This window comes from Bradyrhizobium icense, assembly GCF_001693385.1.
In the GTDB taxonomy this organism is placed as follows: domain Bacteria; phylum Pseudomonadota; class Alphaproteobacteria; order Rhizobiales; family Xanthobacteraceae; genus Bradyrhizobium; species Bradyrhizobium icense.
Map to the genome: position 1 here is coordinate 2,079,972 of NZ_CP016428.1, position 22,270 is coordinate 2,102,241.

General features: G+C 55.5%; 17 protein-coding genes. 7 read left to right on the forward strand and 10 right to left on the reverse strand.

Features of this window, described 5'->3' with window-relative positions:
- Positions 1-73: 73 nt before the first annotated feature.
- From LMTR13_RS09825 to LMTR13_RS09840, 4 genes are all read left to right on the forward strand, one after another.
- Positions 74-2,110: a hypothetical protein gene (locus LMTR13_RS09825; RefSeq protein ID WP_156795534.1), complete on the forward strand. Its 2,037-nt coding sequence runs from the start codon at positions 74-76 to the stop codon at positions 2,108-2,110.
- A 214-nt stretch (positions 2,111-2,324) separates the two neighbouring features.
- On the forward strand, positions 2,325-3,743 hold the full coding sequence (locus tag LMTR13_RS09830) for a hypothetical protein (protein WP_065727698.1): 1,419 nt from the start codon (positions 2,325-2,327) through the stop codon (positions 3,741-3,743).
- Between the two features lie 18 nt (positions 3,744-3,761).
- Complete coding sequence (locus LMTR13_RS40510) at positions 3,762-4,487, forward strand: glycosyltransferase family 25 protein (protein ID WP_156795535.1); 726 nt, start codon at positions 3,762-3,764, stop codon at positions 4,485-4,487.
- Between the two features lie 33 nt (positions 4,488-4,520).
- Positions 4,521-5,954: an oligosaccharide flippase family protein gene (locus LMTR13_RS09840; protein ID WP_236843330.1), complete on the forward strand. Its 1,434-nt coding sequence runs from the start codon at positions 4,521-4,523 to the stop codon at positions 5,952-5,954.
- A 24-nt stretch (positions 5,955-5,978) separates the two neighbouring features.
- Here the strand turns inward: LMTR13_RS09840 and LMTR13_RS09845 are convergent, their stop codons facing one another.
- Positions 5,979-6,641, reverse strand: a complete 663-nt coding sequence (locus LMTR13_RS09845; protein ID WP_065727701.1) for a hypothetical protein — start codon at positions 6,639-6,641, stop codon at positions 5,979-5,981.
- Positions 6,642-6,740: 99 nt separating this feature from the next.
- On the opposite strand from LMTR13_RS09845, the gene LMTR13_RS09850 reads away from it, so the two are divergent.
- Complete coding sequence (locus LMTR13_RS09850; RefSeq protein ID WP_197521061.1) at positions 6,741-7,787, forward strand: acyltransferase family protein; 1,047 nt, start codon at positions 6,741-6,743, stop codon at positions 7,785-7,787.
- A gap of 80 nt (positions 7,788-7,867) precedes the next feature.
- Here LMTR13_RS09850 and LMTR13_RS09855 read toward each other — a convergent pair whose 3' ends face one another.
- The 6 genes from LMTR13_RS09855 to LMTR13_RS09880 all read right to left on the reverse strand — a co-directional run bounded on the left by LMTR13_RS09855 (position 7,868) and on the right by LMTR13_RS09880 (position 15,455).
- A complete protein-coding gene (locus LMTR13_RS09855; RefSeq protein ID WP_197521062.1) occupies positions 7,868-9,196 on the reverse strand; it encodes a nucleotide sugar dehydrogenase in 1,329 nt (442 codons plus the stop codon).
- Between the two features lie 96 nt (positions 9,197-9,292).
- Positions 9,293-10,366 carry a glycosyltransferase family 61 protein gene (locus tag LMTR13_RS39000; protein WP_083218958.1) on the reverse strand — a complete coding sequence of 358 codons (1,074 nt, stop codon included), beginning with the start codon at positions 10,364-10,366 and terminating at the stop codon, positions 9,293-9,295.
- Positions 10,366-11,556 carry a glycosyltransferase family 4 protein gene (locus tag LMTR13_RS09865; RefSeq protein WP_156795536.1) on the reverse strand — a complete coding sequence of 397 codons (1,191 nt, stop codon included), beginning with the start codon at positions 11,554-11,556 and terminating at the stop codon, positions 10,366-10,368. Before LMTR13_RS09865 ends, LMTR13_RS39000 begins: the two co-directional genes overlap by 1 nt.
- Positions 11,553-13,736, reverse strand: a complete 2,184-nt coding sequence (locus tag LMTR13_RS09870) for an NAD-dependent epimerase/dehydratase family protein (protein ID WP_065727706.1) — start codon at positions 13,734-13,736, stop codon at positions 11,553-11,555. The genes LMTR13_RS09865 and LMTR13_RS09870 overlap by 4 nt, the downstream gene beginning before the upstream one ends.
- On the reverse strand, positions 13,733-14,788 hold the full coding sequence (locus LMTR13_RS09875) for a glycosyltransferase family 2 protein (RefSeq protein WP_083218959.1): 1,056 nt from the start codon (positions 14,786-14,788) through the stop codon (positions 13,733-13,735). The genes LMTR13_RS09870 and LMTR13_RS09875 overlap by 4 nt, the downstream gene beginning before the upstream one ends.
- Positions 14,789-14,939: 151 nt before the next feature.
- The gene (locus tag LMTR13_RS09880; RefSeq protein ID WP_065727707.1) at positions 14,940-15,455 is read right to left on the reverse strand and encodes a serine acetyltransferase; all 516 of its coding nucleotides are present in this window, start codon (positions 15,453-15,455) and stop codon (positions 14,940-14,942) included.
- A 547-nt stretch (positions 15,456-16,002) separates the two neighbouring features.
- Between LMTR13_RS09880 and LMTR13_RS09885 the strand changes: the two genes are divergently transcribed.
- Together LMTR13_RS09885 and LMTR13_RS09890 are read left to right on the forward strand one after the other, a co-directional pair.
- Positions 16,003-16,917 (forward strand): WecB/TagA/CpsF family glycosyltransferase, encoded by a 915-nt coding sequence (locus LMTR13_RS09885; protein WP_197521063.1) that lies wholly within the window; start codon positions 16,003-16,005, stop codon positions 16,915-16,917.
- Between the two features lie 178 nt (positions 16,918-17,095).
- Complete coding sequence (locus LMTR13_RS09890; protein ID WP_197521064.1) at positions 17,096-19,366, forward strand: tetratricopeptide repeat protein; 2,271 nt, start codon at positions 17,096-17,098, stop codon at positions 19,364-19,366.
- Positions 19,367-19,374: 8 nt separating this feature from the next.
- On the opposite strand, the gene LMTR13_RS09895 is transcribed toward LMTR13_RS09890, so the two are convergent.
- The 3 genes from LMTR13_RS09895 to LMTR13_RS09905 form a co-directional block, all read right to left on the reverse strand.
- Positions 19,375-20,616: a porin family protein gene (locus tag LMTR13_RS09895; RefSeq protein ID WP_156795537.1), complete on the reverse strand. Its 1,242-nt coding sequence runs from the start codon at positions 20,614-20,616 to the stop codon at positions 19,375-19,377.
- A gap of 31 nt (positions 20,617-20,647) precedes the next feature.
- Positions 20,648-21,232, reverse strand: coding sequence for a polysaccharide biosynthesis/export family protein (locus tag LMTR13_RS09900; protein WP_065727711.1), 585 nt, complete (start codon positions 21,230-21,232; stop codon positions 20,648-20,650).
- Positions 21,233-21,355: 123 nt separating this feature from the next.
- Positions 21,356-22,192 (reverse strand): ExeA family protein, encoded by an 837-nt coding sequence (locus tag LMTR13_RS09905; RefSeq protein WP_065727712.1) that lies wholly within the window; start codon positions 22,190-22,192, stop codon positions 21,356-21,358.
- Positions 22,193-22,270 lie beyond the last annotated feature (78 nt).

The window sequence follows — 22,270 nt, forward strand, 5'->3', positions numbered from 1 at the left end:
CAGAACGGTCGCGAAATCAATCGTCCTCGAATTTATCCCTTAACGATGATTGGACCTGACTATGGCGTCTAACATGAACCGTAGAACCTTTCTGCAAGGCGTGAGCGTAGCTTCCCTGACGTCGATGCTGCCGGCCGCGGCGCTCGCTGCACCGCTGGCGGCTCCGGGGAGGATCAAGACCCCGACATCTTCATTGGCGGCGGCAAAGTTCAATGGCGGTCGGTCGCAGGTGAATTTGAACTTTTTGCAGGTTGGCGGGGACTTCCCGTTTTTGAATTGTCTGAAGACTGCGCAGGCGTGGAGCCTGCTCGACAACAGCGGGTTTCCAGACCCGCTCACGCTCGACAGTGACGGTTATCCCGTCTCCATTTCGAATGGAGGGGTTTACACCGTCTTCTTCGTACCCTCGCAAGCGGAACGGCCGGGCAACTATGTAGTCGCTTGGGACGGCAATGGCACGATTGCGTGTCCGAATGGCACCACCGTAAGTGGCAGTCTGACAAGCACCAGCGGAAGCGGCCGCTACGTTTTTTCCACTACTCGGACTCGATTCGTCATCGGCATTTCCGCGATTGGTAACCCTCGCATCACAAACTTGAGGGTGTTTCATGTGAACGACGAGGCGGCTCTGAATGCAGGTCAGGTCTTTGGAGCAAAGTTCAAGCAACGACTCTTGGAAGCCAACTTTGGTGTAGTGAGATTCCTCAACTGGCAGAGCGGGAATACGACAAACGTTACGACGTGGGCAACGCGGAAGCCCCTTTCTTATGTTTACTACTCGGGAGCCGAATTTCGCAGCCGCCTCTATGCAGGAGTTACGACAAATGTGGGGTCTGCCTACTCGGCGACGCTGCTAGACTTCAAATTGCAAGATAAAGCGACCGTTACCCTAAAATTTAACGTCGGTAATAGCTCAGCATGCACGCTCAACGTAAACGGAACTGGCGCCATCAACATTCTAAGTGAGTATTCCGGTGCACTATCGAGTGGCGGAAATTCTTTTCCGCTGGCCGGTGCGACAGCTACCTTGGTATACGATGCCACGTTGAACGCTTGGATCAAACAGGGTGGAAGTATTTCCGGTCGACACGCCGGACTGAACAATGGATGTCCACCAGAACTAATGCTTCAATTGTGCGCTGAAATCGGCGCGCATCCTTACTTCGTAACGCCTCCGCTCGCGATTGATCCCGCAACGGATTATATGCCGAGCCTGGCCGCGTATTGCCGCGACAATGCACCGGTCTGGATGATACCTCGTTTTGAAGGCCCAAACGAAGTTTGGAATAACACTGGCGGATTTTTTCAGACTGGCTACGCGAACGCCAAGGCTCAGGCCTACGGATGGGGCGCGGACTATCATAATTGGTACGGCAAGGTGATGTCTATGCTGGGCCAAATTGTGAGTAGCGCCTACGGCGGAAATCGCGCCAGATACCACGTCATTTGTGGGGTGCAATCTGTCGGCGGCGCCAGGCTGGGCGGTACCGCAGGAAGTAACCCAAGGCTGGCATCCACGAAGTATCTCGCGCAGTCTGCATCTGCGCAGTCGCCTTACACGAAGAGTGCGGCATCAAATTGGGTGACGCACGTAGCGATTGCAAATTACATTATCCCGTCGGACTATAAGTCCGCTCAAGAGGCTACCTATGCGGCAAACTACGCAGCAGCAACAGGAGATCCGACTCTACAACAGTCGATCGCAGCGGCGTATGCAAACACCGTGAATGGCGGTGCCGGCACGTTCACGTTGATAGGATGCGCCCTGATCTACGCAAGCTGGAAAGCTTGGGCCAAGAGTTTCGGGATCAAGAAGATGTGCTGCTACGAGGGAGGATATTCACCGGACTACACTGGAGGCGGAACCTCTCAGGTCGATCTACTCCGATCTGCTTCCAAGCAGTCGCCATCGCTGACTAACTTTACAACTATCAACTATAACAATTTCACCGGCTTATCCGATAGCGATTTTACGGCAGAATTTCCATCGTGCTTCCAACTATCAGGGATGACTCCGTCAAACGGTGCTTGGGCTGTCCTGGAGAACATCTACCAGAGCCCAAACCCTCCACAATGGAATGCGATTGTGGCCTTCAATCGAAGCGTCTAATGAGTTTCAATGCGAGGAGGGGAGTGCTGCCATTATCATGATGGTGCATTATTAGGCGTGGCATTTCGCGCATTTTGCGTGGACGTCGATCGCTCAATCCGTGTAAGAGGTGCTGCTCGCTAAACAGTCGTTGTATCTTATCGAAGAGTTCCATCTGCTTGTCGGTGGGGGCAGCGCGGGCTGCATATATTTCGAAAACTCCCGGTGACGGTGAATGCCTAATGTCTTTGCATATTTTGCGCTTTGCATTTGGCCCGCCGTAGGTGCTTACCTATACTTCACGCGCCCAATTAGAAAAGCGACGCTTTGGCTGTTTTTGGGCGCGTATCTGCTACTCCCCGTGGGGGTGGTGATCAAATTTGAGATGATTCCGCAGTTTGACAAGTATTCCATACCTAGCATCTGCGGCCTAATCGGATGTCTTGTAGCATCTCAAGGTTCATTCAGAATATGGAGGAAATTCGGATTCGTAGAATTTCTAATCTGCCTTTATATCGCCAGCCCGTTCATTACGTCGTCAATGAACAACGATCCCATTGTTGTCGGAAATAAGTTTCTGCCCGGCGTCGGCAGTTATGACGCGTTCTCCGCATCTTTGGCGCAACTAATATCAATATTTCCATTGCTGATTGGAAGAGAGCTTTTCCGCACTCCCGAAAGTAGCAACTTGATCTTTCGGGCGTTGGTCATCGCTGGGTTGGCTTATTCCTTGCCGCTCCTTTTTGAGATTCGCATGAGTCCACAGCTCCATGCGTGGATCTACGGAATTCGTCCCAGCGAATTTTTACAAGGGGTCCGTGGCGGCGGCTATCGGCCCATGGTTTTCTTGGGTCATGGTCTTATTGCAGCATTCTTTATGATGACCGTCGTGGTGGCTGGATGCGCACTATGGCGAATGAGAATCCGATTGTTCAATCTACCCGGAGCTGGGACGACAGCTTACCTTGCTGGCGTGCTGATCCTTTGCAAAAGCTTCGGCGCGTTTGTTTATGGTATAATTGTGGGCCCATTGGTCCGGTTTGGATCGGTCAAGCTGCAGCATCGGGTTGCCGTAGTATTCGTGGCGATCGCGTTGGCATTTCCGATTCTTCGGATCGTCGATATTTTTCCTACGACAACCCTCTCCAATGTCTTTAGCGCCTTCAGTCAAGAGCGGGCCGACTCGCTTCAATATCGCTTTGATAACGAGGACAAGCTTCTTGCGCACGCAAACCAGCGCTTCTGGTTCGGCTGGGGACGTTTCGGACGCAATAGAGTTTATACGGAAGATGGCGACGACCGTTCAGTTACCGACGGGCGTTGGATCATCACGATGGGCCAGTTTGGATTTTCCGGCTTTCTTCTGGAGTTTCTGCTGTTAACCTTGCCGGTTTTCCTCGCTATGTCGGCTAGCCGTTTTGCCGTAACTACGTCGGACCGTGTTTCGCTTGGAGCATTGTCGCTCATTGTAGCTATCGGCGTAGTCGATCAATTGCCGAATGCATCAGTTGGATCATGGAGCTGGCTATTGACGGGTGCCCTATTGGGGCGCGCGGAGTCATTGAAGGTTCTTGGTCGATCGAAAAGAAGGCGAGCATCAGAAACGGCCGTTTGGAGCGGCGAACCTCTGGCCGGATTGCGGTCGTCGAATTAGTTAAGAATAGGCGTTAAAATGTTCTTCGATTACTTTGACCGCATTGCCGTCATTCATCTTCCTGCCCGAACTGACCGCTTTCGCGCGCTCGACCGCGAACTCTCGCGAGCCGGGTTCGATATAGGCCACCCCAAAGTCGTCTTTCCTGAGCCGCCTATGCCGAACGAAGCAAACGGTTTTCGTTCTCAAGGCGTCTATGGAAATTTCCTGAGCCACCTCGGTATCATTGAGGGAGCATATAAAGATAACCTCGATACAGTGCTTGTCCTTGAGGACGATGCCATCTTCAGTAATCGTTTTCGGGCTAAGCAGCCCGACCTGGTAGCCGCACTGGATGCAAGCCCATGGGATATGTGCTTTATTGGGCATTCCCTCACATCGGGATTGCCAAATTCCCCAACTGGATTGATTCGTTTTTCCGGCCCCTTCATTTGGGCTCACTGCTATGCCGTGCATCGGAGGGTGATGCCGCGTTTGATTCAGTTTATGCAGGATACGCTGGTTCGTCCGTCGGGGCATCCTGATGGTGGAAGAATGTATATCGACGCGACGTTCACGTTTTTCCGAAAGTCCAATCCAGACGTTGTTTCTCTGATTTCTTCGCCGTGCTTATCTATACAAAGAGGATCCCAAAGTAGCCTCAATGCTAAGTTGTGGTACGTCAAAAATCCCGTCACTAACTTTGCGGCGAACACGGCAAGAGCCGTAAGAGATGAGTTCTGGCGGCAGGGATGGCTGCCGTAAAGAGTTCTTTGCAATTGAGGAAGATAAACTAGTTTGAACCGAGATGTTGCCTGGTTCGGAATTGTGGATAACGAGCATACTTGTGTGAAAGAAAGCTCCCCTGCAGCAGCTCGACTCCCCCTTAAGACACGTTTTGCCAAGGCAGCAAGCTGGGTTCTCCTCGGCCAAATCCTTGATAATGTATTACGACTTGGCGGAAATCTCATTCTCGCTCGTCTGATGATTCCAGACGTGTTCGGAATCATGGCGGTTGCAAGCGTGGTGCACATGATTGTCGCACTGCTTGCTGATATTGGGGTACGACAAGCAGTAATTCAAAGCCCCAATGGAGGAAAACAATCTCTCCTGAACACGGCGTGGACGCTGCAAATCCTGCGCGGGTTTCTTATTTGGGCCATCTGTCTTGTTTTAGCGCTAGCCCTCCATATTGCAGGTACATGGTCGATCTTTCCCACTGGAACGGTCTACGCTGATCCCGTTCTGCCGTCGGTAATCGCAGCCGTCTCCTTCTCGGCCGTTCTTACTGGATTTCAATCGATGAAGAGCGCCAGCGCGAACCGCGCAATCGATCTGAAGCGCCTAACGATGATCGGAATCGCGGCTCAGATCGCGAGTCTCTGTGTCGCCATCGGCTTCGGTTGGCTCACTGGTTCCCTGTGGTCGTTCGTTGCTAGTGGGCTGGTTTCGGCCATGCTATCCACGTTGTTGAGCCACGTGTGGCTGCCTGGGCCGACTGATCGCGTCGGGTGGGATCGCGACGCTTTGCAAGAACTTTTGCGTTTCGGGCGATGGGTGTTCATTTCTTCGGTTTTTTATGTTTTGGCAATGAATGGTGACCGAATAATGCTGGGCGCCTGGGCGACGCCGGCGATACTTGGCTATTATTCGATTGCATTCACTCTCACAAACGTCGTTGATAGCACTGCGACGCGATTGTTTACTGCGGTCTCGATGCCCGCTCTAAGCGAGATTGCACGGACTGCGCCTCATCGAGTGCCGAACCTGTTTTTTCGGATGCGAAGCCTTACCGATGTTGTTTATGTTGGTCTGGCTGGTTTTTTCTTTGCCACCGGTGCTTGGATAATTGGATTCCTTTACGATAGTCGCTACGCCCCTGCGGGGCCGCTGCTTCAATTCCTGTCGTTCAGTCTTCTATTCTCTCGATACAATCTTGTGACCTCTGTCTACCTGGCGCTTGGACGTCCCGAATATCAGTCGTATGTCAATGTTGTTCGAGCCGTTTCCTTGTTCGTGCTGGTGCCGATCTCTTATCATCTTTTTGGATTCGAGGGAGCCATTGTCGGTATCGCTTGTCATACAGTGCCGACGCTACCATTGATATTTTGGCTGAACAGCCGGCATGGACTCAACAACATCCTGTTCGAGTTTGCCGTGTTGTTGATGTGGCCAGTTGGTTGGGCGGTAGGCCACGCGTTTATTGCTATCGCGCGCAATATTTCGTGGTAGCGTACTCCAGCGCGACTGCTACCTTCATCGCAAATCAGAATATGAGAGGTTGAGCGCGGTCCGACACCGCTGTTGGTCGAACGATCGCTTCTTGCGAAACTCGGCCATTACGCCGTGAATCGCGATTAGATCAGCGAATTCCTCGATCGCCGAATAGTTACGACCCACGTAGTCATCGACCAATAACCGGGTTTCGGAACTAACGTGAAGAAGACTTTCCAGGGCGCAAGCAACTCGCATGCGTCCATCGATCAGAATTGTGTTTGGCTCTTTGGTCTTTAAAATACTCCAGGGCGCCTGCGGGTACCTTTGCCAACGAGCAATTCGAGACTCGGTAGGGCGCCCGAAAACAGGTGTTCCCCATCTTGCGGTTACGCCGATATAGGGAGAGAGCAAATGAAGCTCGGCCTTAGTAGGAGGCATTGCCTTTTCGACCGCTCGTCTAAAAACCGGGTCGCTCTCGACACTCACCAAGGTGTTCACGTACCTTGACGCGACAATGGTCGATCCACCGCTGCCATATTCAAGGTAAGTCGACGTTTTTTCAATAATGGACCGGAAAATCGCCAGGCCCGCTGGCTGGAACGTTGGCTCGAACCCTACTTCGTAACCTAGAATATGCTTCTTTGCGACGAAGAGGCCTGCATCTAAGAAGTAGCTTGCCTTTCCCATCAGGGAACTAACCATCTTGAACCTTCTCTGCTTGTCTGGCTATTTAAATCGCGTTTTCAATGAATTGCATTAGGGGACGCCTGATCGTCCGACATATCCGAGATGGAAGTAGTTATGACATTTGAAGGGTCTCGCCGGCATTGCAATAATTTCGGCTTCCTCCGTCTGCTTTTCGCCTCGCTCGTTATTATTTCGCACTCGGCCGAAATTATTGACGGAAATCGTTCCCGTGAATGGCTCGTGAGCATCGGCGGCACGATGACTCTAGGGGAAGTTGCGGTTGACGGTTTCTTCTTGATCAGCGGCTATCTTGTACTGCAAAGCTTCCAGAACTCAACGACTGTGTATTCTTACATCATAAAGCGAGTTAGGCGAATCTATCCGGGATTCATTTTTGCCTACGTTACTTGTTTCTTTGTCGTCGCGCCATTTGCTGGCGTAGATTTTGGATCATTGAAGTTCACTAGCTATTTGAAGTATGCACTTCAGGCTCTAATGCTCAACGGACCAGATTTGTATGCTTTCCCGTCAATGCCCGTTCATGCGTTGAATGGCCCAACGTGGACCATCGTCTACGAGTTTAGGTGCTACCTACTGATCGTCCTGATTGCCGGGCTTGGCCTCTACAAGTGGCCCCTAATGTTTGCCGCACTCTCAATCGGGTTGCTGCTACTGAACGAAGTAGGATTTTTTATAAAGGTTGGCGCCTTGGGCCGGATCATAGGAAACCCAATGTTTCTAGTTCGGTTGGCTTCATTGTTCTGTATAGGAAGCTGCTTCTATTTGTTTCGTTCTAAAATAAGATTTCGCGTTGAATTTGCGATCATTGCTTGCACGGTTCTGACGGCTTCCATCTATTTTTCAAAATTTCAAGAGGCTGTATTCGCGATCTTCGGTGGATATCTTATCTTTTACGTGGCTCTCCATATCAAATCGAGAGTTTTAGTGAGCATAAACAGCAGGGTCGATATTTCGTATGGCGTCTATCTTTATGCTTGGCCAATCCAGATTTCGTTAGCTTATTTTTTTGGCATCCATTCTCCATGGACCTTGACGATAATCGCAACTCCATTCGCATATGTTGCCGGCCTTCTGAGCTGGCATTTCATTGAACGACCATTCCTTGTCCCGGCGGTCGCCGAGCGACGCACTTACGCTTAGCTGGTGCGACCACGAAGTTCCCCTCGACCTTTGAGATTGTTTACGTTTAGACCCAGCAGACCCTCCTTCTGCAGCCAGAACTAAGCCGAAAATATATGATTGCCTGATATGCCATTTCTACCGCAGGCATTCCGTGTGTCTATAATAAGATTGCTCCATTCTGCCAGGGTTCTGTAATCGACGTCATCGTGATCTGTTGCAATTAGAACGACGTCGTATGAACCCACCGTTTCTACATCAAGCTTCGCAGACTTTCGATTGGCCAGATGGCCATGTTCTCTGGTGCGAGGAATGGTGGGCACGTGAGGATCGTGGTAATCTACCACAGCTCCTCTCGATTCCAGCAAGTCTATAAGTACAAGAGCTGGACTTTCTCGAGTATCATCGATGTTCTTCTTGTAGGCCAATCCGACGACCAAAACTCTTGAACCATTCAGTCCTTTCTTGCGCTCACGGTCCAGCGCGATTGCTAATTCATTCACGACATAGGAGGGCATTCTTGAGTTGATTTCACCCGCGAGTTCGATGAAGCGGGTTGGAATTCCATACTCTCGCGCCTTCCACGAGAGATAAAAAGGATCAATCGGAATGCAATGGCCTCCCAAGCCGGGGCCTGGATAGAATGGCATAAAGCCAAATGGTTTTGTCTTGGCAGCTTCGATTACCTCCCATATGTCAATGCCCATCTTGCTGTAGATTTGCTTAAGCTCGTTGACCAGGGCTATGTTCACAGCTCTAAAGATGTTTTCAGTAATTTTAACTGCCTCCGCTGTGGCAGATGAAGAAACGGGGACCGTCCTAGCAACGATGTTGTCATAGAGCAGCAGAGCGAGCTTCTGCGCATCCGTCCCTTCGCCTCCTACGATTTTCGGAATCTGTGCCGTGCTAAAATTCGGATTGCCGGGGTCCTCGCGCTCGGGCGAAAAGGCGAGGAAAAAATCGGTTCCGCACCTAAGATCGCTCGTTTCGAGAATCGGCAAGAGAATGTCTTTGGTAGTCCCAGGAAAGCTAGTTGACTCGAGTACAATGAGTTGCCCTGGGCGCAAGTGTGCTGCGATCTGGTGCCCGGTGGATTTGACAAATGATAGATCTGGCTCGAAATGAGATGATAAGGGCGTCGGCACGCAAATAATGACCACGTCGACAGAGGCAAGCCGGGAAAAGTCTGTTGTTGCGGCGAAAAGGCCGCTCTGATTCGCTAGTTCAATATCCTCTGAAGGGATGTGTTTTATGTAGCTCTTTCCAGTCTCCAACAGCTTGGCCTTCGATGGGTCGACATCGAATCCCAACACCCTTGATCCTGCGCGAGCTATCGCAAGAGTGAGAGGTAGTCCAACATATCCTAAACCTATGACACCAATGTGTGCTTTTCGATGCTCTAAGCGCCACGCAAGATTATGCTCGGTCATGCCTGTTATCATATTTTGCTACGCTCCAAGAACACAAAGACTTAAGGAATATAACGCGCTGAGTTAGTCAGCCGGATGTAGTCAAGACTACTCCAATTAAGTACTGTTACTCAATTCTGCTTCGATCAGGTCTAGGGTCCGCAGAAGACGTTCAGGATTTACGGTAAATCCGCTTAAAGCTGGTTCTGCAACAACGTATCCAAACCGAATTCCGTTAAGATCAAACAATATCTTGTGGAACGCGTTGAACTGATTTGGCGGCTGGATCACCAGAACTCCTGCATTCTCGGGGAGCGCGAACTGTGCGTGGTTCAGCGCTGACCCCTCCACTGAAACAACAATCTTTGCACTAGCTAACGATTGTGCAATTGCCCGGGGGGAGAGACTTTCGGGCGCGACGACCGTGAAACCTCGAGCTGCCAGGAGCTCGACGATGGCGGGCGCGTTTAGCAACTCTCGGGCCGCGCCTGTCAGCCCGCGTGCCAGAAAAACACGAGATGGACCGCCGGCGTTGGTCTTTCCGCGAACTCTTGCACGCAATTCTTTGAATCGACTGATCCAGCTAGAATTAAGTCCGAGATCGTCGATCACCCAAAGCCTTTCTATTCGCGCATATGAAACGGGAAGGCCGGGCAATTCCATTAACTCTCGGTACCCGGCTTCGTGCATCCAGGGCTTTCCCTCAAAACTTAGTGGGAGCAGGCCGCGCTGTTGTGCAAGGAGCTCCATGGCCATGGCATCTCGCAACCAATGACCAAAATAAATATTTGAAGGGGCGTAGGTACAGAGTTGTCCCTCAGGATACTCATCATAAGATCCTGCAAGAATAGCGCGCTTTTTGCGCGCTTTGGATACCTCATAACCACCTGACCAGTAGCAGGTGTGATCGGCCAATATCGCGTCATCGAGCCGATATGCAATCGTTGGTCCATGTTTCAAGCTCTTTGCTGTTACGATCTTTCTTTCAGCTTCAATTGTCGAGCTTGGACCAACTCCTCGCACACGCTCAAATTCATTAGGCAGAGCTATAACCGGAAGTGCAGGAGCTTCGTCAGCTGGCGCCAATTCAATGCTTTCGACGGCGCCTTCCGGGACTGGACGTATCTTCTGAAATTTTGCCTTGAAGCGCGCCGTAAGCGGCAAAAAGCTGTATTTTGTAAGAATTGACATCACGAAACGTCCGGATAGAGTTTCTCAATCATTCGCTGAACTGCTGTTGAGTAGCCTTGTTCTTGATCAACAAATTGCAGCGCGAGCTGAGCACATTCGGATTTCAAACGTGTGTACAAAGCAGGTGTATTGATCAACGACAATATTGCAGACACATAACTATCAATATTGTCGACCTCAGCTTCGATTGTCGCTGCTCCAATCACGTCGAATGCGTTCGCTACTTTGCTTGTAATTACCGGAAGACCCGATAATACAGCTTCCGCGCAGACCTGAGGCATTCCCTCGGTAAAATTACTACGTGTCGGCACGATCGCAGCGTGGGCCTCTCCATATACCTTTAGCAGAGCTTCCCGCTCAAGACGCCCGTGAATGATAACCACATCGCTCAGGCGATCTCGCTCGATCAGTTTGGCAAGCTCGAGCAGTGCAGGGCCGTCTCCACAGACATCGAAAATGACTTTTACAGAAGCTTGTATCTTGAGATCAGCGGCCATTTGCGCGAGATCCAATAGGCCTTTGTTCTTCTCCGCGCGCCCTACAAACACGATTCGAAATGTTCCGCCCTGGTATGACGGAGAATGCCTGAACCCTTCGCGCCTGAATTGGCAGCGATATTGAAAAAACGGAATTCGGTGATCTGATTCTGCCTGCACCTGACGCTCGCACTCGGGCGAGACGCCGATAGCGCCAGCGGCTGCATACCGAAAGAAAAGGCGGTTCAGCGACCGGATAGCCCGATGGACAAACCCGGTAGGCGGAAAACCCGCTGGCCACAGGACGTTATGCAGGTTGGCGACGACAGGAATCCCGACCGCTCGAAATAGAGTCAGAACAAAGTAGTGGCTGGTTCCTGAATCGATAATCGCGATATCCGCTCTGAAGCGGAGTGCGCGAATAGCTAAATATATGCCGTACAGAGTGAGGGAAAGATGGAATCGAAGTCCGCCGCTGTTCTGGAACGACTTCGGCCGGTTCTCCATCGTGATGTTTTTATCTTCTAGCCGATCGATCCTGCTGTTTGATGAGATCGCGAGCGTCTTGATGTTATGGAGTCGGCAATAGGCAAACAACTGTTCCGAAAATGCGATGCTGGTCTCATTTACCGCCAATCCCGCGAGCTGATTTTTCCGAGCGTTTACAATATCGCCCGGTCCCAGTGCTGTGAACAGTCGCAATTCCGGTTTCACTTGGTCGCCTCCAGCCACGGCTCCAACGCCACTCCAATTCCCTCATCTACCATGCGCTGGCGGTCCGATGCCGGCTTCCAGCCCAGCTCGGTGCGCGTGCGCGTGCAGTCGAAATAGGCCTTCTGCGTCCGCGATTCCCAGTCGGCGTAGCTCGGTTTGCGGATGCGGTCGGGATGTTTCACCAGAACCTTCACCGTCCATTTCGCGAAATCGGCGAGGTAGAACTTCCAGATCGGCTGATAGATCACCGATAGTTTCAGGTCGCCGCGCCGTTGCAACTCCTGCAGATATTCGCGCGCCGTCAGCAGCGGGGCATCGATCAAATTGTAGCTCTTGCCCTCGATGCCTGGAACCTCGATGGCCCGCACCAGCGCCGCGGCCACGTCCGATACCAGCACGAACGGCAGCTTGTTGCGTCCGTCGCCCCACACCTCGCAGATGTTTTCCGAGAAGCGGCCGACGCCCCAGTGAAACGGGCCGCCGCCGCGGCCGATCACGATCCCGGGCCGCAGAATGACGAGCGGCAATTGCCGGCCCCGGCTCATCTCGGTCAGGATATCCTCGGCCGCAGCCTTGGCGCGCGCATAGTAGTTGCGCCGGCTGATCTCTGGATCGAGCGGCGTTGCTTCCGTGATGGTGCCTGTCTTGGCGCCGGCATAGTAGGAATCGATCGTGCCGGTGTAGACCAGCCGCTTGATACCAGCCGAAAGGCAAACCTCGGCCACCAGCCGGGTCGGCTCGACGTCGTTGGCGAGGTATTCATCCCACGTCTTGCACTGCGCATGGGCAAGGTGATGGACGAATTCGATTCCCGGCATGGCCCGCTCGAGGTCGGCGCGGTTGCCGATATCGCCGCCAACGATCTCCAGGCGGTCGGACGCGAATTCGTCGAGCGGCAAGGCCGAGCCGCGCACCATGGCCCGCACGCCATAGCCGGCGGCAAGAAGCTGGCGTATCAGCTCCCTGCCGATGAAGCCGGCGCCGCCGAGAACCAGCACCGTGGGCGGCGCGGCGAGGGCAGGGCGATCGGCCGCCGCGCGGGCCGCCATGGTGACTGAAACATCGATGGCGGACGCCTCGATGATCCCGACGCAATGGCCGATCACATCGCGGCCGGTGCGGCCGGCAATGCGGACATCGAGCGGCTGTCCGTTGCGGATCGCCGCGTAGAAGGCGGCGGTCGCGTCCTGGATCGAGTTCTGGTACGGGTTGCCGCGCCGCACCAGCTTCAGCTTGCCAAGCCCGTAGCGGGCCAGCACCGCGAGCGCCTGCCGGCGCAGCTGGCTTGCGATGCCGCGGCTGCGCTTGAAGCGGTCGAAATCCACATCCAGCGGCGTCCGCTGATCGATCACGCAGGTGTCGGCGTCGAAATCGAGCAGTGCCGATCCGAACAGGCCGCGGACGTAGATGGTCCGCTGCGGAAAGCCCGGCGCAAAGTTGATGTTGAGATCGATCGCGGTGCGGCCCACGGTGGTCCGCACGCGCCAGCGCCGGTAGATGCCGGCGCCGTTCGGCAAGGTCACCTTGCGGTCGGCGGTGACGGAAAGCGCTTCCGGCGCGCCAGCCAGATCGAGCAGTGCGGATACCAGATGCGGGCCAGTTTCGAGAATGACGTTGCCGGGGTTGCGCAGCATCCAGTTGTCGAACGGGCCAAAGCGGATCTGGCCGAGCTCGTAGAAATGATTGAAGGTGATGTGATCGATCGGGCCGAGCTCTTTCGCATGCACGGCCGCGCGCAGCCGCTCGAACGCCGCCGAGAACAGGAAGTTGTGGCTGACGCCGAGATAGAGGCCTCGCTCCGCCGCGAGCTTGACCAATTCGTCCGCCTCCGCGGTGGAGGTGCACATCGGCTTTTCAAGAAAGACGTGAACGCCGGCCTCCAGCGCAGCCTTGGCCAGGGAGAAATGCAGGTCCGGCGGCGTCAGGATATGGACGCAGTCGATCTGCGTTTCCTCCATCATCTTCGACAGCGAGTCGAAGGCGCGCGGAATATTCCAGGCGCCGGCGAAGGCCTTGGCCCGCCCGAAATTGGCGTCGCAGGTTGCGATCAGCTCGACGCCCGCGGCCTCGCGAATCGCGCGCGCGTGAAACTCGGCGATGTAGCCGGTTCCGACAATGGCGGCGCGAATGGGAGCCGTGGCGCTGATGGCGGCGCGCCGGTTCGTTGAATTATTGATCATGTATTTCCGCTCGTTGGTATCTGCTTGTGTTCGATGAGCTGCGGGCGGCGATGCAACAGGCGGTCGCGCCAGAACATCGCCAGCCCCAGCCCTTCCGGGAACCGGGCAAGAAGCTGAAAGAAGGCGAGGCGTGCGCGGTCCGAAAGCGGGCCCGGGTTGTTGATGCTCAGCCGGGCGAGCTGCATCGGATAGATCAGCCAGGCGATCCATCCGAAACGCGGCAGCGCGATTGTTGCGACGATCGCAGCGAAGGGAAGCAACAGGCCCCAAACCAAGGCGCGCCGTGCCTCGCGCACAAAATGCCGCTCAGGCGGCGCACCGTGCAGATGCGCGCCTTGCGCAAAGGCGTATCCGGCGCGCTGAGCCCTGCGCCACCACTGTCCGAAATGCAGCATCGCCGCATCGTGCAGCGCCATCGCGTCGGGAAGCCGCCAGATCCGCCAGTTCGCCTGGCGAAGCCGCACCGATAATTCGTCTTCTTCGGCGGCAATCACGTCCTCGCGATAGCCGCCCACGCGCTTCAGCGCTTTCGCGCGGATCATCACGTTGCCGGCAAAGGCGCGAACCTCGCCCGTGGGGCGGTCCCACTCCTTGTCGCAAAGCCAGTTGTAGACCGACCGCTCCGGATAGCGCTCGCGGAGCCTGCCGCATACGGCTGCGGCGTCCGCCTGGCGGTCGAGGAAGGCTGCGGCGGCGTCGAGCCATCCGGCGGCAAGCTCGGAGTCGCCGTCCACGAACTGAACATAAGCCACGTCGGGAGCGATCGTCAGCAGGCGGGCAAAGCCGGCATTGCGCGCGCGCGCCGCGGTGAAGGGAGTGGCAAGATCGAGTTCGACGATGTCGGCGCCCATCTCGCGCGCCGCCTCAACCGAGCCGTCCGTCGAATTGCTATCGACGTAAACCACTGCCGTCGCTGCGGATACCGCACGCAGGCACGTGATAAGCCGTCCGCCCTCATTGCGCCCAATGACGACAACGCCGAATCTTGCACGCTCCGGGCCATATTTGTGGTTAATGCGCTCGCTCGTCTGCAAAGTGGAATCTCTTAACATTTCAATCAGGCGGCGGCTTGGGGCGCCGGTAAACTTCCATCAAACGCGATTTCGAAACGCGACAGCAGCGGCAATTGTTTTGCCGACCGCGCCCCAATGACGAGGCAGATCGACAGAGCCTAGGTATCACGAAGGGAACGGACCGCAGGTACTATTGCTGAGCGTGGTGAATTCCTCCGGGATACCCCGTCGCCACCCCATACGGCTCGACGTCGGCAATCACCACCGCGTTCGCCCCGATCCGCGCATGCGCGCCGATCTTGACCGGCCCCAGGATCTTGGCGCCGGCGCCAATGTCGACATGGCCGGCAATTTCGGGAACCCCGCCGCGGCCGCGGCTGCCAAGTGTGACCTGGTGGAAAATCAGGCAGTTCACGCCAATTTTGGCGTCCGGGTGAATGACGATGCCATTGGGGTGGGGGATCAGCAGCCCACCGCCGATCCGGCAGGTGAGCGGTATCTCAGCGCCCGTCACCACGCTCCAGAAGCGATGACGCAGGGCGATGACCTTGCAACAAAGCGTGCCGAAAAGGCCGCCGCGCGCCTGCCAAAACTGGTAGCGCCGAACCGTCAGCAGCAGTTTGCGTCCGGGGTCCCAGAACTGCCTAGGGTTTTCCCGCGTCCAGTCGGGAACTTCGGCACTGATCTGTTCGATAGCCTGGTCCACCTCTGTGCACCTATTCTGGAATTAAACCCAATAGCGGACGGTTTGGCTTGTTGGAAGCCATCTTGAGCATAACCATCAGTCATTAATCGCCAATGGCCGCGATCCCGGTGGACTCCGCCGCCCATCGGTTTGGAATTGCTATTTCATTCGTGGACGCGGTATTAATCACGTACATTAAATCGATTTCACTAAGCAGGAATTTCGTAGTAGATCGCATACTATTCGTTAATTATATGACGGGGCCCCGCAATGCGTCCGGGCGAAATTTGAAGTTCGTGGAGCATTTATGTTGAAGACGTTGCGCCCCCCGGCAGTCTCGGCCGATTTTCCCGAGCAATCTGCAGACCCGCAGTCGGCAAGCGCCTCTCCGGACGACCTTTCCCGCCACGTATTTGGTCTCCTCGGCATTCCCGTGGATGCGCTCGATTTTCCCTCGCTGCTGCGGTCGATGGATCTCGCGACGAACGCCGGCTCGGCATTTCTGATCTCGACACCCAATGTCAATTTCCTCGTCAAGAGCCAGATCAACGGTACGTTTCGCGAATCCATGCTGCTGAGCGACCTGTGTCTTGCGGACGGCATGCCGTTGATCTGGATCGCCAAGCTGCTGCGCATTCCGATCCATGAGCGAATTGCCGGCAGCGACCTGTTCGGCCGGCTTAAATCCGCCAACGCGACCAGCAGGCGTCTGCGCGTCTTCCTGCTCGGCGGGGCCGAGGGGCTCGCGGCTGCAGTCGGCGCCAGGCTGAACGCCGAGAAGGGCGGGCTGGAATGCGTCGGCGTGTTCAACCCCGGTTTCGGCACGATCGAAGAGATGAGCTCGCCGAAAATAATCGAGGAAATAAATGCGAGCAACGCGGATTTAATTGCCGTATTTTTTGGCGCGGAGAAGGCCCAAGCCTGGCTTCTGCACAACCATTGGAGGCTGCGCCCGCCCATTCGAGCCCAGTTCGGGGCGACAATTAATTTCGAGGCCGGAACTGTTCGGCGGGCGCCGCCGATGCTCCGTAGCACCGGGTTTGAGTGGCTGTGGCGTATCAAGGAGGAACCGTACCTCTGGCGGCGCTACTGGAGCGACGGGAAGGCCCTGCTTGCGATGCTGGTCACCTGTGTGCTGCCCCTGATGCTGAGCGAGAGACGGGCGCGAGCCTTGAACAAGCTGTCGATCGCAAGAAGTGAGGATCATGGTTCAGTGACCCTTGCCCTGTCGGGGGCCGCGGTAGCGGAACATGTCGACCGCGCAATCGAGCAGCTCCGCGATGCGCTCGACAGCGGCAAACGAATGATCCTCGACGTTTCGAACACACAGTACATCGACGCAAGGTTCTTCGGGTTGTTCCTGATGGTTCGAAAGCAATTGGCCAGCCGGGGACAGAAACTCCTGTTTACGGGCGTGTCCGCGGGCCTGCGACGAATATTCCGCCTGAACAGATTCGAATTCCTCCTGTCACAGGAAGTGTGATAGCGGAGAAAACAGACGATATCCGGCCGCGTTCGGCCGCGTGCATGGTAATCCAAAAATGAAGCAGCCAGTCGGTCAATCTTTTTACGTTCGCGGCTCTCTTGCGCTCCTGCTCGTGACGTTCGTCGCGGGCTGCGGATCGCCCGAAGAACGCGCGCAAAGTTACTATGAGAGCGGAATGGCTCTTATCGAAAAGAAGGACGATCTCGAGGCGCGGAAGGAGCTTCTGAAGGCGGTCAAGTACAAGAGCGACAAGGTCGAAGTCTGGCGGGCTCTCGCCGGCATCGACGAACGGACCAAGGCGACTTCGCTCTTCCTGGATCTGCGCCGCATCGTCGAACTGGATCCGAACGACCTGAACGCGCGATTGAAGCTCGCAAGAATTATGGTGGGCGGTGGAGCGGCCGAGGCCGCGCTCCGGGTCGTCGATGCCGCCAACGAAGGCGACAAGCCAAACGCGGAACTCCATGCCCTGCGCTCGATCATTCTGCTTCGCACCAACGACAATGCCGGCGCGATCCGCGAGGCGCAGCGCGCATATGAGATCGATCCGGCCAACGTCGATGCGATCTCGGTACTCGCGTCGAAAAAGGTCGCTGATGGCGAACTGGATGGCGCACTGAAGCTTCTGGATTCGATCCCCGCTGACTCCAAGGACGACACGCGCCTCGCGTTGCAGAAAATCGACGTGTATGCACGCAAGAAGGATTTGCCAAAGGCGGAAGAACTGTTGCGCAAGCTGATTGTGCAGAATCCTCAAGAGGCCACATACCGAGCTCAGCTTCTGCAATTTCTTATCGCACAGCGAAAGTTTCCCGAGGCGGAGAAGGAGTTTCGGGCTAGGGCTGAGGCGAGCCCGACCGACAGCAAGCTCGGAATGGACCTTGTCCGCTTCCTTAGCGCCACGAAAGGAGCGGATGCCGCCAGAGCCGAACTGGAAGCGCGGATCAAGGCAGGCGGTGATGACTTTGATTACCAGATCGCATTGGTCGAGCTAAATCATCAGCAGAACCGAACGGCCGACGCCGTACAAGCGTTGCAGAAGCTGGCAGATACGGTCGCCGCTCCCGACAGAAAACTCGCCGCTCAGGTCAAGCTCGCGGAAATCCATCTTTCCAAGGGAGAGAAGGCGGCAGCCGAGCCTTTGATCGCAGAAATCCTCGCAAAGGATCGTCGCAACGGCGGCGCGTTGCGGCTGCGGGCGGCTATGAGCATCGACAAAGGCCAGTTCGACAGTGCCATTTCCGATTTGCGCGAGGCCCTTAACGATCAGCCGAAGTCGGTTGAGCTTTTGTCGTTGCTGGCGGTTGCATATGAGCGCAGCGGGAAAGGCGAGTTGGCCGATCGCCAGTACGCCGATGCGTTGAAATCATCCAACTCCAACCCCGATGTTGTTCTGCGATATGTCGCATTCCTGCAGCGTAAGGGCGATGCGGCTCGCGCCGAAGAGATCTTGATGGAGGCTGCCAATCGCAATTCCAACAATCTGCAGATATGGTCGTCGCTTGGGCAAGTCAGATTGAGCCGACAGAACTGGTCGGGAGCTCTGGCGATTGCGGATGCTCTCGGCCGTGTCGATCAAGCCCGCGTGGTTGCCGACCAGATCCGCGCAGCAGCGCTTGCCGGCCAGAACAAGATCGAGGAGAGTATCGCAGCACTGGAGTCTGCGCATAAAGCGGCGCCCGATGCGCCGCAGCCGGCGCTGGCACTTGCCTCGGCCTATGTGAAGCAGGGTAAGCCAGATAAGGCTTCGGCACTGTTGCAGACGATAAGCAACAAGTTCCCGGCCAATGCTCAGCTCCTCGTGTTTCTCGGCCAGGCCAAACTGGCGGAAAAAAAGAACGATGAGGCGCTGCAGAGCTTCAGGAAGGCAGTCGAGCAACAGCCGAGAGAGCCGGCGGGATACACGGCGTTGAGCGAGTTCTATGTTCAAAGCAAGGACTACGATGCGGCCGAAAAGGTGCTCAAGACCGGACTTGCGGAGTTGCCCGGCAATGTAGCTTTCCGTCTCGCCCTTGCGGGATTGCAGATCCAGCGCGGGAATAATGACGCTGCAATAGCTCAGTACGAAGCGATTGTTCAGGACCAGCCGAATTCGATGGTTGCCGTCAACAATCTCGTCAGCCTGCTATTGGACAATCGGAGCGACAAGCCGAGTCTCGATCGTGCCGTCGAGCTTTCGGAAAAGCTGAAGGGTTCCAAGGTACCGCAGTTTCAGGATACGTGGGGATGGGCCCAGTACAAGCGTGGCGATTTCAAGGGAGCGGTCGCGACCCTCGAGACGGCTGTGGTGGCAATGCCGAACCTTGCGGCGGCCCACTATCACCTCGGTATGAGCTACGCGGCGGCGGGGCAAACTGAAAAGGCGGCTGAGCAGTTCAAGACCGCATTTTCCCTCGAGCCGGACGGGACACCGCTCAAGGAAAATATCCGTTCTGCGATGAAATGAAACACGGACTAATTGCCGGACGGCAGCACAGTCCAGTTGTGCGTCACGACGAACATGAGACTGTGGGAGTCTGCGGGGCCCGTGCCGGAAACCGTTGGCGTACCGGTAATAGGATCGAAAATGGCGGTACCGGTGCTGGCGAACCGATGCAGGTATCGGTAGGTGAGCGACGTCCCCCATTCCCGGGTCAGATTGTAGCTGTAGGTCGCCGACGCTGAAGCATAATCCGTCGTTGTGGTCGCGATCTGCCGATTCCCGCTCGCTGAAAGCGTGAGGGTAGATCGTGAATTGATGCTGTGGCTCAGCGATGCCGAGATTGAATCCCGCTTGAACAGAGAGCCGACAACGCTCGGTCCAACCGACTGGCTGGCGATGACGGACAAGGTCGTGCTCTTCAGCATTCGATAGGTGAGGACAGCGTCGCCGATCCAGTCGAGCACCGAACTCGATACGGGTGTGGCCGACGTCGTGCCCCCGAATGCAGAACTCGAGACTCCTCGATCGGTCACCAGATAGGCGACGCCGGCGTTGGCGCGAAAGGAAAGCACCGCCGACAACGTGGCGTCGAACCCGGCCTGATCACGAAAAATCTGAACCTGGGTGTTGAATGCGTTGTCATATTCGAGCAGTTCATACTCGGAGGACAGGTTGATCGCCGTGACCGAACTTAGCGAGCGACGCCAATTGCCGCGCGCAAGTGTATCGGTAAAGGGCGTGCCGCCTCCGCTCGACGGCTGGTAACTCGTGCGCGAGGACGTGGCGAACAGAGACACTGTGTCGAGTGCGGTGATCGAACGGTCGATTCCGCCGGTTGCCGTAAGCCGATCGATAAAGCCTGAGGTCGGAACGGAGACGCCGAGATCGTTCAGCAGCGCGAGAGCAGTACTCTGTTGTCTCCAGCTTGCCTCGACATACTCCCGGTCGAATCTGGTCTTTTCCTGAACCTCGTAGCGCGCCTTGAATCCATAGTTCAGGAATTCCGACGCAGTTCCGACAACGCCCGGGCCCCAATACTTCTTGTAGCTGCCGTCGCCGGAGAAATTGAACTTGGATGTTGGAGTACGCGCTTGTGCGTCGGCACTGAGCGTCGTGTAGGAGCCCACCGATCCCGCGGGGGAACTACGCAAGAACTGGTTGCTGTTCAGTTCGACGGTTTCGGTCTCGCTGGCCTTTATCGACCAATCGAACGCAAATGCCACGGACGGCGCCATGCCAAAGCACACCGAGACTGCTATGGCAGCTCTCTTCACGTTGCTTCTCGCCCCCGCCGTGCGTCAGACCTCACTCAAACAAGCGCCGTTCCGGAACCATGATGACGTCGCCGGCTCGCAAGGTGATGTTACCTTCCAAATCGTCACCAGCCTCATAAGCCCGGTAGTTAAACATGAAAATTGTTTCATCGCCTCCGGGGCCCTTGCGTCGTACCTGGATACGATTTTTCGCAGCAAAAGGGCCGATGCCGCCGGCAAGGGCAATAGCCTGCATCAGGGTCGTCTTCTGCCTGACGACATAGGAGCCTGGCTTGATGATCTCACCGGTGATGAAGATCTTCGGCTTCAGATCGTCCTCGGGGATCTCCTTGGGCGCGCTCACGACGGCAACCGTGACGTCGAGATTCTCGTCCTTGTAGTTGTTCTTCAGCTTGTTCTTGAGAATGTTTTCGAGCGCCAATGGTGTGAGCCCGCGCGCCCGGATATGACCGGCAAGGGGAAACGCGATTTCACCGGAAGGGTCGACGACAACCGTCCGGTCGAGCTTCGGGTCTTGCAGGACCGTAATGCTTAAGCTGTCGCCCGATTTCAGGGCCTGCGCTTCCGCCCCGGAGGTCAGGAAGGCAACACACAGCAGTGCCAGCAAGATTCGCATGTCATTTCCCCTAACCGTCGGCAAAAAGCCCGCAAACAAAGACATTTGGGCCGACGCGCGGGGGATTCTCCCGAAACACGCAGCCATTATTTAGCCATGGGGAAGTTAATAGAATACAATAACTTAGGGAACCCGCGAGAACTTTTTTACCGGAAAAATGCTGTACTGTTGCTTGTCTGCAATAACGTCCCGGACAATGTGATCCGAAATGACCCGCTGGTCGTTGGCAAAGCCATAGACGAGCGCCGTGTCACATAGGACATTGATCATTCGGGGTATTCCGCCGCTCGCGGACGCGATCAGCGAACAGGCCTCCTGGCTGAAGAGCGGCCGGCGGGCACCCACCGCCTGGAGCCGAAAGGCGATGTAATTGGCGACCTCCCGGTCATCGAGGGGGCGCAGGTGAAAGTCGGAGGAGATCCGCTGGGCGAATTGATGCAACTTGGGCGCCAGTAGCAGGTCGCGGAGCTGAGGTTGGCCCACCAGAATCAGCTGCAAGATCTGAAACTTGTCCGCGTTAATATTGGAGATCATGCGCAAGTGTTCGAGCGCCTCCGGCTCGAGGTTCTGCGCCTCATCGATGATCAATATGGTTCTTCTTCCATTGGCGAATTGACCATACAGAAAATCCTGTAATTTCTTGAAAAGATTGGGATAATCTCCATCGAACGGTTGCCCGAGCGACATCAGGATCCATTGCAGCAATTCCTGCCGGCCTTGTGGGGAATTCGAGATCAGGCCAATGGTGATTGCCGGGTTGACCTTCTTGAGCAGATGCCGGACCAGGGTCGTCTTGCCGGAACCTATTTCACCGGTGATCACGGTGAAGCCGGCGTTATTCATGACGCCGAACTCCAGCATCGTGAACGCCATGGAATGCATTTTGCCCCAGTAGATCAGGTCAGGGTCGGGGAGAATCGAAAAGGGTTTCTCCCGTAGCTGATAAAATGCCTCGTACATTGAACTTCCTTAGCCCGGCTACAGACCCTTATAGCGTAGTTTGAAGAATTACCCGCCCGACGGGACCTATTTCTCTGA

Excerpts from the sequence above, each read along its gene's own strand:
- LMTR13_RS09825 (WP_156795534.1), top strand. The coding sequence starts at position 74 with ATGAACCGTAGAACCTTTCTGCAAGGCGTGAGCGTAGCTTCCCTGACG.
- LMTR13_RS09830 (WP_065727698.1), top strand. The coding sequence starts at position 2,325 with ATGCCTAATGTCTTTGCATATTTTGCGCTTTGCATTTGGCCCGCCGTA.
- LMTR13_RS40510 (WP_156795535.1), top strand. The coding sequence starts at position 3,762 with ATGTTCTTCGATTACTTTGACCGCATTGCCGTCATTCATCTTCCTGCC.
- LMTR13_RS09845 (WP_065727701.1), bottom strand. The coding sequence starts at position 6,641 with ATGGTTAGTTCCCTGATGGGAAAGGCAAGCTACTTCTTAGATGCAGGC.
- LMTR13_RS09850 (WP_197521061.1), top strand. The coding sequence starts at position 6,741 with ATGACATTTGAAGGGTCTCGCCGGCATTGCAATAATTTCGGCTTCCTC.
- LMTR13_RS09855 (WP_197521062.1), bottom strand. The coding sequence starts at position 9,196 with ATGACCGAGCATAATCTTGCGTGGCGCTTAGAGCATCGAAAAGCACAC.
- LMTR13_RS39000 (WP_083218958.1), bottom strand. The coding sequence starts at position 10,366 with ATGTCAATTCTTACAAAATACAGCTTTTTGCCGCTTACGGCGCGCTTC.
- LMTR13_RS09870 (WP_065727706.1), bottom strand. The coding sequence starts at position 13,736 with ATGATCAATAATTCAACGAACCGGCGCGCCGCCATCAGCGCCACGGCT.
- LMTR13_RS09875 (WP_083218959.1), bottom strand. The coding sequence starts at position 14,788 with ATGTTAAGAGATTCCACTTTGCAGACGAGCGAGCGCATTAACCACAAA.
- LMTR13_RS09885 (WP_197521063.1), top strand. The coding sequence starts at position 16,003 with ATGCTGCTGAGCGACCTGTGTCTTGCGGACGGCATGCCGTTGATCTGG.
- LMTR13_RS09890 (WP_197521064.1), top strand. The coding sequence starts at position 17,096 with ATGGCTCTTATCGAAAAGAAGGACGATCTCGAGGCGCGGAAGGAGCTT.
- LMTR13_RS09900 (WP_065727711.1), bottom strand. The coding sequence starts at position 21,232 with ATGCGAATCTTGCTGGCACTGCTGTGTGTTGCCTTCCTGACCTCCGGG.
- LMTR13_RS09905 (WP_065727712.1), bottom strand. The coding sequence starts at position 22,192 with ATGTACGAGGCATTTTATCAGCTACGGGAGAAACCCTTTTCGATTCTC.